This window comes from Shewanella sp. 125m-7, from assembly GCF_052977045.1.
Genome location: NZ_JBRILQ010000037.1, coordinates 1 through 15,792, shown reverse-complemented (window position 1 = coordinate 15,792; position 15,792 = coordinate 1). Strand labels below are relative to the sequence as shown.

The 15,792-nt window shown below is 43.0% G+C and carries 13 protein-coding genes; 8 read left to right on the top strand and 5 right to left on the bottom strand.

The features are described from left to right. Positions 1–180: 180 nt before the first annotated feature. Entirely contained in the window at positions 181–1,371 is a 1,191-nt protein-coding gene (locus ACVBIL_RS15725) for a GGDEF domain-containing protein (protein WP_447167908.1), read from the top strand. A 123-nt stretch (positions 1,372–1,494) separates the two neighbouring features. Here ACVBIL_RS15725 and ACVBIL_RS15720 read toward each other — a convergent pair whose 3' ends face one another. Then, positions 1,495–3,501, bottom strand: a complete 2,007-nt coding sequence (locus ACVBIL_RS15720) for a methyl-accepting chemotaxis protein (RefSeq protein WP_447167907.1) — start codon at positions 3,499–3,501, stop codon at positions 1,495–1,497. A gap of 494 nt (positions 3,502–3,995) precedes the next feature. On the opposite strand from ACVBIL_RS15720, the gene ACVBIL_RS15715 reads away from it, so the two are divergent. Then, positions 3,996–5,081 carry a DUF3083 family protein gene (locus tag ACVBIL_RS15715; RefSeq protein ID WP_447167906.1) on the top strand — a complete coding sequence of 362 codons (1,086 nt, stop codon included), beginning with the start codon at positions 3,996–3,998 and terminating at the stop codon, positions 5,079–5,081. A gap of 266 nt (positions 5,082–5,347) precedes the next feature. On the opposite strand, the gene ACVBIL_RS15710 is transcribed toward ACVBIL_RS15715, so the two are convergent. The 3 genes from ACVBIL_RS15710 to ACVBIL_RS15700 all read right to left on the bottom strand — a co-directional run bounded on the left by ACVBIL_RS15710 (position 5,348) and on the right by ACVBIL_RS15700 (position 7,196). Then, the gene (locus ACVBIL_RS15710; protein WP_447167905.1) at positions 5,348–5,557 is read right to left on the bottom strand and encodes a hypothetical protein; all 210 of its coding nucleotides are present in this window, start codon (positions 5,555–5,557) and stop codon (positions 5,348–5,350) included. Between the two features lie 374 nt (positions 5,558–5,931). After that, positions 5,932–6,141 (bottom strand): transcription antiterminator/RNA stability regulator CspE, encoded by a 210-nt coding sequence (cspE, locus tag ACVBIL_RS15705; RefSeq protein ID WP_447160685.1) that lies wholly within the window; start codon positions 6,139–6,141, stop codon positions 5,932–5,934. Positions 6,142–7,007: 866 nt separating this feature from the next. Continuing rightward, the gene (locus ACVBIL_RS15700) at positions 7,008–7,196 is read right to left on the bottom strand and encodes a hypothetical protein (RefSeq protein WP_447167904.1); all 189 of its coding nucleotides are present in this window, start codon (positions 7,194–7,196) and stop codon (positions 7,008–7,010) included. Between the two features lie 436 nt (positions 7,197–7,632). On the opposite strand from ACVBIL_RS15700, the gene ACVBIL_RS15695 reads away from it, so the two are divergent. The 5 genes from ACVBIL_RS15695 (at position 7,633) to ACVBIL_RS15675 (ending at position 13,590) form a co-directional block, all read left to right on the top strand. Continuing rightward, the gene (locus ACVBIL_RS15695) at positions 7,633–8,034 is read left to right on the top strand and encodes a ribosome recycling factor family protein (RefSeq protein ID WP_447167903.1); all 402 of its coding nucleotides are present in this window, start codon (positions 7,633–7,635) and stop codon (positions 8,032–8,034) included. Positions 8,035–8,247: 213 nt separating this feature from the next. Continuing rightward, positions 8,248–9,429, top strand: coding sequence for an ankyrin repeat domain-containing protein (locus ACVBIL_RS15690; protein ID WP_447167902.1), 1,182 nt, complete (start codon positions 8,248–8,250; stop codon positions 9,427–9,429). Between the two features lie 257 nt (positions 9,430–9,686). Then, the gene (locus ACVBIL_RS15685) at positions 9,687–9,917 is read left to right on the top strand and encodes a hypothetical protein (RefSeq protein ID WP_447167940.1); all 231 of its coding nucleotides are present in this window, start codon (positions 9,687–9,689) and stop codon (positions 9,915–9,917) included. Positions 9,918–10,178: 261 nt separating this feature from the next. Then, a complete protein-coding gene (locus ACVBIL_RS15680; RefSeq protein WP_447167901.1) occupies positions 10,179–12,365 on the top strand; it encodes an OsmC domain/YcaO domain-containing protein in 2,187 nt (728 codons plus the stop codon). 301 nt (positions 12,366–12,666) lie between these two features. Continuing rightward, on the top strand, positions 12,667–13,590 hold the full coding sequence (locus ACVBIL_RS15675) for a DMT family transporter (protein ID WP_447167900.1): 924 nt from the start codon (positions 12,667–12,669) through the stop codon (positions 13,588–13,590). Positions 13,591–13,805: 215 nt separating this feature from the next. Here the strand turns inward: ACVBIL_RS15675 and gltS are convergent, their stop codons facing one another. Beyond that, entirely contained in the window at positions 13,806–15,029 is a 1,224-nt protein-coding gene (gltS, locus tag ACVBIL_RS15670) for a sodium/glutamate symporter (protein WP_447167899.1), read from the bottom strand. Between the two features lie 360 nt (positions 15,030–15,389). On the opposite strand from gltS, the gene ACVBIL_RS15665 reads away from it, so the two are divergent. Next, positions 15,390–15,792: hypothetical protein (locus tag ACVBIL_RS15665; protein ID WP_447167898.1), on the top strand; the 403-nt coding region annotated here is incomplete at its 3' end.

Genomic DNA, 15,792 nt, shown 5'->3' with positions numbered 1-15,792 from the left:
TTGCCCTTGTTGCGAGTATAATGGCGCTAGGCTTCATCTTATTCAAAAAGTGTCGACTTATAGGGCTATGTTCAGCAGCTCTTTACTTGCCTCGATGACTCGATGTTGCTTATTGAGCTGATTATTTAACCCTGTTATTGCAGTGTTATGCATTTAATTAGATTTATATAGAGGTTTGTTTTGTCTGCTTTTTACCATAGTTGCCGCTATTTCTTTATTCCTATTATCTTCACGGCGTTGGCGCTGATTTTTGGCGAGGTCTATCAAGCTCAGCTGCAGGTTTGGCAGGGAGTGATTGAGCAACTTCCTTTTTGGTTGCTCCCTGCCGGGATAGTGATTGCACTGCAATTTAACCGAAGTCGCTTAGCGTATCTGGCGATATTAATGCTGGTTTACTATCTGTGTTCGTCGGGTGTTTTCTTTGGCAAGCTAGCAGTGAATCAACATTCGGATCTGCTGTTGCTAGGGGGAGCGTTCACCATCACCTGGTTTGCTTTCATTAAAGACAGGGGGCTTTTGTCCCCCCATAGCTTGGTGAGAGGGCTTGGGATAATACTGAGTTTTTTGGCAGCTTATGCTTGGATCTGGGCCAACACTCAATTTAAAGCTGAATTAGATAATTACCTCACTCAGCTACTGAGTGTAGATATTCGCATACAGGCCCCTGTGTATCTCTGCGCCGCGTTAGTGTTTATTCGTGGGGTTTGGCAGGCAAACTTAGTTAACACCTCCATCTTCATCACCTTAGTGCTTTGGGCGATAAACTTTATTTCTCCAGCATTACTGCCGCAGTCTATTTCGATGACGGCATTAGCCACTATTTACATTTTGACGGTTCTGACGGATTCCTACTTTTTAGCCTATCGCGATGAACTGACTGGGCTTGCCTCGCGTCGCGCGCTTTATAATTTAGTGCTTTCACTTGGCCGTAAATACAGTGTTGCGATGCTGGATATCGATCACTTTAAGAAGTTCAACGACACCTATGGCCACGATGTGGGTGATCAGGTGTTGAAGCTGGTCTCGAGTAAAATCGGCGGCGTTCGCGGTGGTGGAAAGGCTTTCCGTTACGGTGGTGAGGAGTTCACCATTATCTTCCCCCGTAAAGACACATCATCGACGCTTGATTACCTTGAAGAGGTGCGCGAGTCGATAGAGGAATATGATATCGTGCTGCGAGATGAGAAGCGCAAGAGCCAATCAAAAGCCACACGTGGCAAGGCTCTGCAAAAAACTAAGACGGTGAGTGTCACCATCTCTATTGGTGTTGCTGAGCACCAAAGCGGTGAAAACTTTGAGCAAACCATGAAGCGCTCAGACGTTGCCCTATATAAAGCCAAGAAGAAAGGCCGCAATCAGGTTTGTACTTAATAAGCTTTTATAGCAAGGTATTGAGGCTGAGCGTAATGGTGACCAGCGTATTCGATACCTAGCAATACGAATAAGGCTCACGTAAACGGTGAGCCTTATTGTTTTCAGTTGATAAGGTATTTGTTATTCAACTTTTAGCGTCGACAGATCCCCATTTAGCTCATTCACCACACTCTGTAGTTTGTCGCTGACTAAGTCCACTTCACTCGCGAGCTCTGACAATTCATCAGCTGAGTCACTGATGTGAGTAATTTTCTCGCTGATCTCCACACTGACGGCAGATTGTTGCTCTGCTGCTGTCGCGACTTGGAGCACACTGGAATTAATCTGATTAATTCTTTCAGTGACTTCACTTAACTGTTGATAGCTTTGTTGAGTTTCATCAGCGGTTCGGTTAACTCGTTGCTGACTGGCATCTATCTGTTCAACTGCAAGGCTAACATCGTGCTGTAAACTGTTAATCAAGCTGTCTATTTCAGTGGTGGATGCCTGAGTTCGCCCGGCTAAAGTGCGTACTTCATCAGCCACAACCGCAAAACCGCGTCCCTGCTCACCGGCTCGCGCCGCCTCAATCGCTGCGTTCAATGCCAATAAATTGGTTTGTTCGGCAATACTTCGAATGGTTTCTAATATGGTATTGATATTATGACTTTGCTGAGAAACTCGCGCGATTTGCTCAGATGCAACGCTCATCTCGCCAGCGAGTGCATTAATTTCGTTGGTGGTGTTTTCGACACTGCCATGAGTATTTTTCAAAAACTCAAATGCTTCACCTGCGCCATTAGAAACATCGGTGGCTAAATTTGCGACCTCATTTGATGTGGTCGACATTTCCTCAACCGCAGCAGCTATGCTACTCGTTGCTAATTTCTGGTTCTCGGTGGCGACTCGGGTCGCTAGCGCGGTTTTAGACAGTTCGCTTGCTTCTTGAGTTAATTGTTTCGACTGGCCTTTTATCGATAACACCATCAACTTGAGTTTTTCTGCAAACGCGTTAAAGCCACTTGCCATGGTGATGAGCTCTTTATGGCTTTCTATATCAAGAGTTTGAGTTAAATCACCATCACTCTTAGATAGGCTATCGAACTTTTGCGCCATCTGTGACATGGGCTTCACAAAGCTGTTAACAAACAGATATAACAGCACCATAGCCAGACCTAGTGCAATCAGCGAGTAAGTGACCATTTTTACTGCTGTTGCTTCTGTTGCTTGCTTCATTTGCGTTATCAAGGTTTGGCTATCAGCCAGCGCCACAGCTTTAGGTTGGCGGATGACTAATGTCCACTCGGTATTAGAGGCGCTAATATTGATTTTTGCTACTGTGGTCAGATAATCAGGGCTGCTTACCTTTGCAGTCTGTAACTCTTTTGCCAGTTGCGTGTCGGCCTCGGTCAGTGGGCGGTTTAACTGTTTGCTGTGATTAGAGCTGGCCACTAATCGCTGCTGTTCACTTAATAGATTGACTTGTGCTTGCGGGAGGTCGGCGGCGATTGCCACAATCATTTTTTGTAATAAGGGTAAGTTAATATCGACCCCGACTAAGCCTCTAAACTGACCGCCGGCTGTCACGGGGGCCGCTAAGGTGGTCATTAGAACTTTTTCTCCGCCCTCTAGCTCATACCAGTAAGGCTCTATAGTACAGGGCTTTCCGGTCTCTTTACTGCATAAATACCACTCGGCTTCTCGCTGGCCAAACTCATCTCTGGTATCTAGGTACTTTTCATCTGGATCGTCGACAGGATAAAAAGCTAACTCTCCATCTTCTCTCACCCAATAGATTTCAAGCGTGCCGGTGGGTGAACTATGCTCTAAATCCCCCATAAATTGGCTATCAGTTTGGTCGTAGCCATTGGGTTCAAACTGGCTGTATATCGCACTCACCTGAGAGTTAGCGTTGAGGAATTGTTGGTTAAGCGCCTTAACCTGAGCTCGGGAAAATACATTGCCATCGGCATGTGATGAACTACTGGCTAATAGCTCAGCTAAGGTTAGCGGCACCATAAATGCGCCGTTTAAACGACTTTCAATAATTACGGCTGATTTGGCAGCAATTTCATCCAGTTTAGCTTGAGTAATGCGCTGTAAACTATCTGCCGACAACTGCTGTGACTCCGTAGCCGTCGTCTGCATTGACGTAATGCCAACCCAAGTAATAAGGAGTAATGACAACACTATTATTAAGGCCGTCGTTAGTAACAGTTTTATTTTAAGAGAAGACTTCTGCATTCTAAACACACTCTACAACTTTCAATAAACTGTATATTAAATGTTTGTTATTGAATGGTAAATAGCAGTTGTGGCAAATGGTGACTTGTATCGTTTTTGTTTTGTGGGTGTTTTTGCTTTTGTTGTTTGAGTTTGAGTTTGAGAAATGAGAGTTCAATACACTCTTAACAGGAATAATGGCAAAGTCATTTTAGCGGAAATTAAGTGAACTGTTAGGCTGACAGGCCTGATTACTATTTGGCATGCCTTTGAGTATCGATTTTAAGCAATAAATCAGATTCAAAGCGTATTATGTTTTTAACGAGTAAAAAGTGTGTTCTATCGTAGTATTTTTGTCAAAAAATATCGCTACTATTGGCAACAAGATATATATGGTTAACTTAATACAAGGAGTATTTATGTCCCTTAGCCATCAGCAGAAAGTGTACATTCCCAAGGGCGTTCGAGCCAATCAGTACATTACTGCAGAGATCATAGTAACAGATGCGTTGCTAGCTCATTTTCCGGATTACAAAACCTGTTACGAGTCTCTTAGTCGCACTATTTTTGCGTTAGGCGAGCAAGAAGAGCTATATAACCTTCATGTGATCACTAACGATAAGTTACCAGTGGTGCGTTTTCATGCCGAGGCATATTGTTTTCCAACTGAAGAACAAATCATATTTTTCTACAATCCTGAATACCATGAAGCGCAAAGCCTTCATAGTAAAGATGATTACCGAGCAAGAAAAATTAGGATTGTATTCTTGGCTACGGGTGACGAAATTCGCAGTAACTCTGCTAATTTCCATATTAAGGTGCAGACCTTCCTTGCCAAACTGATGCCTCAGTTACCAGAGCAAAATCTAAAAATCAAAATTCGCGATCATCAGCACCTGTCATATGATCTGTTCGCTAAAGCGAAAGGCAACAAAGAGAGTTATGGTTATAAGCTACGCTCAATCAGCGATAGGTATAAAGCAAGACAATGCCCGCTTCCAGAGGATCACGGTTCATTATGCTATGTTACGGTCAAACTACCGTTAAGCCGTAAACTTAAGCAGGCTATATTACCAGAACCGACCAATGACTTTACGCCTCTGTATCAGAAGCTTGAGGATGTATTTATTCAGGCGGCTTCAGCCAAACAGCTTAAACGAATTGCCATGGTTGCAAATGGGCTAACACCGCTTGTGCGTAACAGTAAATTCGATCTAGTTGATGGCACTGACGAAGTGCAAATGCTTGGTTTTGATCCTAATATCGAAGAGCAGCAGTTTATTCGTCATTGGGACGGTAGCCACTTAGTCGAAATGGTTAGCTTTACGATTGCTGCTGGCGTTAATGATTGTAAAGATGGCGCACTTGGGCGCTACTTGAACCGAGTAGAAGATGCGCTAAGGAGCCTCACGTCTGAATTAGCGTTAGACAAATCTCGTGATGAGCTGATAGTGCGATTCCACCAACATATTAGTTATCAAGCACCTGAGCAGCTACTGAGCTGATCTTTTTACTGAGCAGTTCTTATTGCTGATATAGTAAAACAGGCTTAAATCTTGGCGTGATATATTGAGTCTTGTGTACCTAAATGGTGTCATTATCTATGGTAGGCAAGGCTCTTTACATCGGGTTAGCCACAGTGGTAATACAGACTATTGACCTAAACAGATTATTGATCTAAATAGATGCTGGCGCTTGTTTGTGCATTTCTTAAAGTGGGGCAGGGCTTAAGAGCGTTATTGATGACTTGGAACTTGCACAGCGAGTCTTACTAGTGAGTGGTCGAAAAGTTACCGATAAGCTGGTTATGGCCATTGATGATCTTACCTTGGCAGGTTTCATCACAATAGATAAAGTCTATATTTCTATCTACGACATTGCCCTTCACGAGAACATGACGCAATAGTACATCACCATTTAACTGGTGGATTAGTGCATTCCAAGAAATGTTATCTTTAAAAATATTAAAATTTACTCTCATTTATACCCTTTTTGTGTTTGTTTTAGTGTGTGCTGATTTCTTTTTAGATTGGTGAAACCAAAATCGTTTTGGACCCGATGTACGAGACATGATAAACCTGATGTGTTGAAAATATATTGAAGATGGAATAAGAAAATCTAAGCTTTGTCTAAATTATTAAATGTTTAATTTGTATTTATAGGAATATAACGAAGTCTTTCAGAAACGTAATGACATATACAAAAAGCAGATGGTAGAAATGTTAATGTTTTCGCAGATACGGTATAAATTTTTATTAAAGCTGATTTTATTGAAGCTAGTTGTTAAGATTAGTTCTTAAAAGTTAGTTTAAATGACGTAAATGACCATGAAGCCATTTACGTCAACTTACGAAGTTACAGCGCGCTTACGTTAGCTGCTTGCAGGCCTTTTTGACCTTGCTCTACTTCGAAAGATACTTTTTGGCCTTCAGCCAAAGTCTTGAAACCGTCAGAAGTGATTGCACGGAAGTGAACGAATACGTCAGCGCCGCCATTGTCTTGAGTAATGAAACCAAAACCTTTCTCTTCGTTAAACCATTTTACGATACCAGTTGTATTAGACATTATGTGTCCCTTATATTTAAATTCATAAAAAATTCGCATTATGCGATGCACTGAAAAATTGAATTATTAAATGTGATGATGAAGATAAGGGAAAACTGAGGATAACAACAATAACGAAGGAATTCTAAGGTTTTACTTTTTACTTATGTTTCATTAATCACTCTCAATAGCAGAGCGAGATGGATAATACCCTATAATTGAGTATTGTCCATATTTATTTTTCTACTTTTAGTTCTTTCGAGCAAAACCTTAGATGAAAATGACTCATTTTGGTCATCAAACCCAAGCGCAGAATTTAACGCTACCTGCCGTTAAGTGGCTCTAATTGTATGTTTTGTATGGGTAATGTAACAGCCTCAGTGAGGCGTGTTGACGCAATCGCTAGGTGTTATCCGCTCTCAGCAAATTTATCAACGTTCAATCTCTCTGTTTTTGGGCATTTCAACATCATGGGCTGACGCTAGGGTTTATACCCAAGCCACCTGAAGATGCAGGGTTCAGTGGGAATTTAATGCGCTTTAAGCAAGGCGTTGATTGCAGTTAATGGTTGTTCCCTTAGCAAGATCAATAACGCAGCAGAAAGTGCATTAAAACCCATCGAAGAAGGCTTTGCGCAAGCCCACTTCGTTGTTGCACTAGCTTAAAAGGGAGTTACCATTCCTACGCTAATACGCCTAGAATTGAACTCGCGCAAGGCCTCTGAAATGAGCATGTTCAAGTCGTTTGGGTATATACATCGCTTGTCTTGCATTCGATAGGTAGAGTTTACGTATTTTTACTTTGCTATAGCCATGCAGAAATAGGTCTCGTGGACCTATTTTTGGCAAGCTGGCAACTTTCCCCTAGATTACTATCTAAATAGCGACCTAGATAAGTTGATTGGCGATCGTCGTTAAATGCAGCTCTAATTCATCTTCAGTCGTGGGTAATGAGTTCAGCTCAAAGGTAAGGGGGTTACTGCCGTTAAGCATGAAGACTGAGTTGGCTCCGTGATCATAATGAAACCATTTTCCATTAACGCATAGATCGGTATAACAATTTGGTAGTAATTCCATAGGGTACCTCTACATTTTTAGGTTTCATTATTAAAAGAAATCAGTATTAAACGATAAAAATCGATAATTGTGCGAACATGCCAGTCTAACGCTGTTTGTGATCACGCTCACATTTATAAGGCCTGAAAAGGCGAGAGATCTCATTGATCTAAATCAACTCCAAGATGATTAACAGCATTTGCTTTTTACTATGATCGATATAAACCACTTAATTCGCTGTTGATTTAGTCGCTTACTGGAGTAAAGTTTGGGGGTATCTTATTTTTTTGGTTTTGTGTAAAGGTCATGCTTTTGGTATGGGGAATGATGGTTTGTTCTCAAACCATGCTATCTATACTTGAGTTGTGTAGCTTAACCTTTGCTGCTTGAGTTTTTCAGCCCAGGCTGAAAAAATAGAGTGATTGGATTAAGCTTAAGAGCCCCCGCAAAGGCAGCCATGAAACAAGAGATCACCATTGCGCTCCCTTCGCTTATTCATCGAATTGGCCGAGACGCGGTAAAACAGGCACAAACTGTTGCTAAGCGATTTGATTGTGAGCTCAAGCGTGTGCGCCGCTCGCGAAACTGGGGGATAGCGGGGCAGGCGCTAAATATTCAAGCCTTCATTCAGCAGATTAAAACGCTGCAATTGAACGCAGGCAATAGCGAATATAGCCACCTGATTAAAAAGGTCGACACCGGCCTACTTAGCCACGCCGACAAGCTTGAGCCATTAGAGGCTAAACTCGTACGGCTTATTCGGCAAAACCCTAACATCACTCTCTCTGAGCTCATCCACCTTACTGACTGCACCCTGTCTGAGGCCAGAATCGCCCGTTTTGATGCTGACACTTGGTAGCAATACCGATAACGCTCTATACCGCCAACATCTATTAATCCTCAAAAATTGATAACCAAAGCAATTTTAAAAGTTAAATATATATATTAAAAATAACGACTTGTACTCGAAGTAGCGAAAGAATATTCTACAGCGAATAATGGTGTGTGTTTTATTTAAGTGTCACTTTTTGACTTTTTCTCGCTCCTGACATGGATCAAAAATGAGGTTTACATGCTTAGCAGTACTATTTTCGATAGATTAGAGCTAGACGATATTTTACGTGAACACCTTGACGGGTTAGATAGTTATGATGAGCCCTATTTTATCTGCATGAAGTTGACGACTACAGCTGATGAAGCGATAAAGATGTTGATCCCTGAGCTTGACCATCTTGAACAGGATATCTATGCCTTTAGGCTTGAGCCGCATTTGTTACTGTTGAGCCTTGAATGCGAAGTTGATGAAATTAAATCGCTTTCACAAATGTTATTGAACGCCTTTGAAGCCCAGAATGTCACGGCGCAGATCGCAATTTTCCATCACAACTGTCTAGGCGCGCCGGTTGAGACCTTTAAGTGGTCGACCCAGCTATTAGCAAGCTTGATTGATAGGTCAGCGAATGAGTCCATCGTTGAGTTCAACGATTTTTGTGATCGTGGTAATTGGCCTGGATTAAGCGCCTATATTGAAGGGCTCGAGCCCGGCTGCGGCGCTGATTTCGATTATGATTATGACGACGACGACGACGACGATGACGACGATGACGACGATGAAAACGATGATCGTTTCGATGAAGATGGTTTTGATAAGGATGGCCTAGATGCCAGTGGTTTTACTGCACTCATTAAGGTCATTTTAGATGATGATGCTCTAGCGGTAGCCAAGATGATAGCCGATGGTGCGGATGTTAATCAGGGCGATTGGTACAAGAATAAACCGCTTAATCATGCGGTCCAAAAAAGTACGCTTGAGATTGTTAGCTTACTACTTGAGTCGGGTGCTAATCCTAATCAAGAGGGAAGTTATGGCACGCTAGCGCTTAATATCGCCAGCCAAAACGGTATGTTGTCAAAGATGCAGCTGCTGTTATCAAAGGGCGCAGATGTAAACGGCTTAGATGATGAAGGTGAAAGCGCGCTAATGGCCGCCGCCGGCAACAGCACTGCCGAGGTGGTAGCATTATTGCTGCAATCTGGCGCTGATAGTAATGCGCTTAGTGACGATGGCAATACCGCATTAATTAAGGCTGTTATTGGTAACTATAATGAACGTACTGCGATTGTTGAGTTACTGCTGGCTAATGGCGCGGCAGAGACGATTCATCAAGTCAATATCCATGACTCGACGGCAATGGACTTGGCGATTGATCGCGAACATCAAGATGTTATTGAAATGCTAAAGCAGGCGATGTAAGCGACATCAGGTTTATTTCACCAATATTAAGGATAACTCACTGGGCTTATCCTTTTGCTTCTTTCCTTTTCGAAGCTTTTCTTTGCTAATCAGCTTGCTTGCGTGTGAAGCGGTATTATATTCCATTCTCATAAATCGCCATTTTGAATTAGCGCTAGCTTAACTAAGTTTGATCTGCGTCAGCATAAAAAAACACCATGTCGCCATAATAAATGCCTACTTGATGAAAAAGGGCGGCATGGGTGTCAAATTTAGCTGTGACAGACAGTAAGCTTATTACTCTACTCAAAACTTGTATCTGCATAGGGCTGAGTTTAATTTTGCTTGGGATTTACCTGCATAACTTCAACGACACCATCCACGCTATGGGCGTAACCGGGATTATCATTAGCGCCGTTTGCGTGGCCTTTGGTATGGCGCTGTCACTGCCGACGAAAATGTACCTCACGTTTATCTTAGTTAAGCGCGAGGCCGATAAGAATCAATAAGCTTTGGGAAGCAAAAAACTCGATGAGCGCGCAGCTTGATACTGATTGACAATGCTTATTCTAGATGTCAGTGCTGTGAATCTGAGCTTTTGTGTAATTAACCCAAGACTAATGCGCCAAAAACACCGATAATTCCCCCAATTCGTTTATTTGGCCTCAGGGCTGATACCCAGTCTGGGTCCACAATTAAGCTAGATGCTTGAGTGACCGACTGATATCTGTGCCAAGGGCAACGCTCGCAACAAAGTGGAATCATATTCAATGGAAATCAAAGTTAATTTTCTCGACAACTTGAGACTAGAAGCCAAGTTCGATGACTTTACCGTCACCGCCGATCAGCCTATTCGTTATAAAGGTGATGGCTCTGCACCGAGTCCATTTGATTACTTCTTAGCCTCGTCAGCGCTTTGTGCTGCTTACTTTATCAAGGTGTACTGTAAGGCGCGTGATATTCCAACAGAGAACATCAAACTGTCGCAGAACAACATTGTTGATCCTGAAGATCGCTATAACCAGATTTTTCAAATCCAAGTTGAATTGCCTGATGATATTTCAGATAAAGACCGCCAAGGAATATTGCGCTCAATTGAGCGTTGTACCGTTAAAAAAGTGGTACAAACTGGCCCAGAATTTAAGATTGAAACCGTTGAAAACCTAGACGCAGATGCCAATGCGATGTTGATGGGCCAAAGTGATAGCGATGCTAGCACCTATATTTTGGGTAAAGATCTGCCACTTGAGCAAACCATTGCTAATATGACCGGTATGCTTGCCGATTTAGGCATGAAGATCGAAATTTCATCATGGCGCAACATTATTCCTAATGTATGGTCGCTACATATTCGTGATGCTGCATCACCAATGTGTTTCACCAATGGTAAAGGCGCAACCAAAGAGAGCGCACTTTGTTCTGCATTAGGTGAGTTTATTGAGCGTCTTAACTGTAACTTCTTCTACAATGACCAGTTCTTTGGTGAAGAGATTGCCAACAGCGAATTCGTGCATTACCCGAATGAGAAATGGTTTGCGTTAACAGACGATGATTCACTGCCAGTAGGTATTTTGGATGAATACTGTTTAGACATTTATAATCCAGATGGCGAGCTTGCTGGTTCTAACCTGATTGATACTAACTCTGGCAATATTGACCGCGGTATTTGTAGCATTCCTTACACGCGTCATTCAGACGGCGAGACGGTATATTTCCCGTCAAATCTGATTGAAAACTTATTCTTAAGTAACGGTATGAGCGCGGGTAACAACCTACAAGAAGCGCAGGTGCAGTGTCTATCTGAGATTTTCGAGCGCGCAGTTAAGCGTCAAATTATCGAACAAGAAATGGTATTGCCTGAAGTGCCAATGTCAGTACTTGAAAAGTACCCAAGCATTTTAGCAGGCATTAATGGTCTTGAAGAGCAGGGCTTCCCGGTTGTCGTTAAAGACGCGTCATTAGGTGGTCAATTCCCAGTGATGTGCGTGACCTTAATGAACCCTAAAACCGGCGGTGTATTCGCTTCATTTGGTGCGCACCCAAGTCTAGAAGTCGCACTTGAGCGCAGCTTAACCGAGTTATTACAAGGCCGTAGTTTTGAAGGCTTGAATGATGTGCCTAAGCCAACATTCAACAGCATGGCGGTGACTGAGCCTGAGAACTTTGTTGAGCACTTTATTGACTCAACGGGCGTGATCTCATGGCGCTTCTTTAGCAACAATGCAGATTTCGAGTTCTGCGAGTGGGATTTCTCCGGTACTAACCAACAAGAAGCAGACAGCTTATTTGGTATTCTTGCTGACTTAGGTAAAGAGGTATACACCGCTGAGTTTAACCAGTTAGGTGCATCAGCATGTCGTATGTTGGTACCTGACTTTTCAGAAGTGTACCCAGTGGATGACTTGATTTGGGACAACACCAACAAGGCATTAGCATATCGTGAAGATATCTTGAACCTGCATTCACTCTCTGATGAAGATCTAGTGGACTTAGTTAACCGTCTAGAAGAAAGCCAACTCGATAACTACACTGATATTCGTACCATGATTGGTATCGTGTTTGACGAAAATACCGTTTGGGGTCAGCTAACCATTATCGAGCTTAAGATCCTTATCTATCTAGCGCTCGGCGCTCATGATGAGGCGATGGAGCTAGTGGGTGACTTCCTGCAGTTTAACGACAACACGGTTGCGCGCGGCTTGTTCTACCAGGCGGTGAGTGCAGTCCTTGAAGTGAGCATGGATGAAGAGCTCGAGCTGGAACACTTTATTCATAACTTCAACCGTATGTTTGGTATTGAGGTGATGCAAAACGTTGTTGGCAGCGTTAATGGCGACGTGCGTTTTTATGGTTTAACTAAAACCAGCATGGCGCTTGAAGGCATCGAGCCACACCTAAGACTGATTGAAAGCTATAAGAAGCTGCACAGCGCCCGCGCTAAAGTGGCTGCTAAGTAACAGGCTTGCCTATCTGTTAAGTAATGAGTTAGCTATAAAATAGCCATAAAAAGCGAACCCTTTGGCATTCCCGTAAAGGTTCGCTTTTTTGTTTTTGGCTCGTAAGGTTTTACGGTTTAGTGTGAGTATTGCCTGTAGCTTTAGAGTGACTATCTAGATTAAAATTATTCGTTAGATTATGAATAGCAATCCCATTGATACGGGGTTGCTATTTTTGTTATGAGTGCAGTGAGATAATTTCTTTTCATGCCATGTAATCCCATTTCAATTGGCTATTAGCCCTTATTTAAGAGTGCACGTAATGCGCGGTGTTTTGTATCTATTTATCGCCACCATGTTGGCCGCAGTGGGCTGGGTAGCCTCGAAAATTGTGGTGCAGTCAATGCCAGGTGAGGTCTTTATTGGGGTGCGCTTTATATTAGCGAGTCTTATCTTGGTGCCATTTTGTTATAAAAGTTTGCTCAAACTAAGCATGAAGCAGGTGTTGTCTGCTTGCGGCGTGGGGGTGTTTTTGGGGCTGGCATTGCAAGTTTGGATATACGCAGTGTCAATTAGCGATAGCCTATCAGAAGGGGCGTTTATTATGAGCCTCGCGATGATTATTGCGCCATTGACGGCTTGGCTACTGTTTCAAGTAAAACCTAACCGCGCCTTTTGGATTGCACTGCCGCTGAGTATTACTGGCATGATGTTACTTAGCTTAGGTAACGGTTGGCAAATGGAATCGAGTCAGTTGTTGTTTTTGTTGGCATCGGCGTTACTGTCGGTGCATTTTGTGATGAATAAGCGTATCAGTGGCAATCTTAAGCCGCTAGTGTCTATCTGCTTACAGCTATTTGTAGTGGGTTTAGTCGGGGCCGTTTATGCGCTATTTACACAGGCTCACACTATTGAATTCTCTAGTGACTTAATTATTTGGTTTGCCATTTCAACGCTTATCGCGACTTCAGTACGCTATCTATTACAGACCATGGGGCAGTATAGCGTCAGTATGGAAACTGCAGCATTGCTAATGATTTTAGAGCCGATTTGGACGCTGCTTCTGAGTATTTTTATGTTGGGAGAAACGCTAGAGCCGCAAAAACTGATTGGCGGTGGGGTGATATTCTTGTCGTTGCTTATCTATATTAAACTTTCTAGGTACTATGCAAAGATTGAGCAGGCCAAGGCGGTGCAAGTTGAGACGGAAATGCAGGTTCTAGGAAACGCAGGTTCTAGATCCTAGGAAAAGTAAAGAAAGGTCCTAGAAAAAAGCACTGGTAATGCTTTTTTTCCTTTGCTGTTCCTAGCAGGGCGAAGCCCGTCCTCGCAGCTAAGCGCCCTAGAAAGAGCTGAGACGAAAAGCAGAATAGGTTTTGTAATAAAAAAGCCAGCGATAATCACTGGCTTTTTTGTGGGGCTAATTGAGGCTAGCTCTTATTAAAGGCTAGCGATTAAAGGCTAACCAACAAAAATCATGAAGCCTTTTAGGATCACAGCGTTGACGATATCGACAAAGAAGGCTCCCACAATAGGCACAACCATAAAGGCCTGTGGTGAGGGGCCGGTACGTGATACCAAAGCGCCCATGTTCATCACGGCAGTTGGCGTTGCGCCAAGGCCAAAACCACAGTGACCGCCAGCCATAACGGCGGCGTCATAGTTGCTGCCCATCATTCTGAACGTCACAAAGTAGGCAAACAGTGCAAGTACGGCGGTTTGCACCACTAAGATGATCAGCAGCGGTATAGCAAGATCAAAAATTTCCCATAGCTTTAGATTCATCAAGGCCATCGACAGGAATAGCGCAAGCGATACTGAGCCGAGTACATCTACACATTCACTGTTGATCTTATAACCGCGAGAGATCTCGGTAAGGTTGGTAATGATCACACCGATAAATAGCGCATATACAAACTCTGGCATTTTTAACCAACTCGCGCCTACAGCCTCAATCAGCATGCTAGTCCATTTGGCGCCAGCAACACACAGCAGCATGATAAACAAGACTTCGAGTACGCTTTTGGCTGTTACCCTGTCCTCTTCAAACTGATCATAGGTAACCAAATCGGGGTGGTCGGTATGATGATTACCGCCAATGCCGTATGAAGACACTAGGTTATTTTTATTGATCAGGCGCTGTGCTACAGGCCCACCGATAATGCCGCCCATGACCAAGCCAAATGTTGCTGCAGCCATGGCAAACTCAAGAGTATTGATACCGTAGTCACTCTGGAAGGTATCGGCCCACGCTGCACCCGTTCCATGTCCACCAGAGAGTGTAATCGAGCCTGCAATTAGACCCATAAAGGAATCAAGACCCAATACGCGGGCTAGGCTAACACCGACAATATTTTGAATTACAATAAACAAGGAGGCGACACCTAAGAAGATGACGACTTTACGCCCACCCTTGAGTAGCAATTTGTAGTTTGCCGCTAAACCTACGGTGCTAAAGAACATCAGCATCAAGGTATTTTGCATCGATAGGCTAAATGCCACGGTAATATTGTTGAAGTGCAATATTGTGATAAATGCAGCTACCAGTAAACCGCCTACAATGGGTTCGGGGATATTATACTTTTTTAACAGTGGGACATGACGGTTGACCGTATGCCCAATAAACAGCACCAGAATCGCGACCAAGAACGATTCGAGTTCGCCAATTGTATAAACTGTATTCATAGGACTCCTACCAAAATGGACAAAGGCGTTATGGGAATAACACTTATTTGTTACTAAGTTTTTATTTTTATTGAGTTATTTTTGTGTGCTCATTCTTTTGTGGCGAAACATACTGCCACACTTATTTATGTTTTAGATATCCCATATCCAGAAAACTGCTGCGTTTTTACATTAATTATTTTTTATAAATGGCTGCTATAAATCCCAAGTCTATTAGTCTTTTAGTTCAGAGTTAGAAGCTATTAATGCTGATAAATTGGCTATACTTAAATTATTCAATTCCGCTCTTTTGTCGTTGTAGCTTGAAGTGCTGCGCGAAGAGCAATAGTTAATCCGATTAAGCTGAAAAGGAGTTTGAAGATGAAAGCGACACAACTAGCCAGTGCATTACTGGTATCAACTGCATTGGTTATTGTGCCAAGTGCGATCGCTGAGCCGCCGCAGAAAGCTGAAACTAAGGTTAAAAAGGAATTAAGTAGCAAACAACTGGAGCTAGACAAAACGCTGCAAAAAGAAGAAAAGCAGCTAGTTGAAGATACTGACAAGTATGAGCGCGAAGCGCGTAAAGAAGCCGATAAGGATATGAACGAAGCTAAGAGGGATGCGCAAGATGCTAGAAAAGATGCCGACAAGTATGACCGCGAAGCGCGTAAAGCTGCTGACAAGGATATGAACGAAGCTAAGCGAGATGCGCAAGATGCTAGAAAAGATGCCGACAAGTATGACCGCGAAGCGCGTAAAGCTGCCGACAAGGATATGAAGG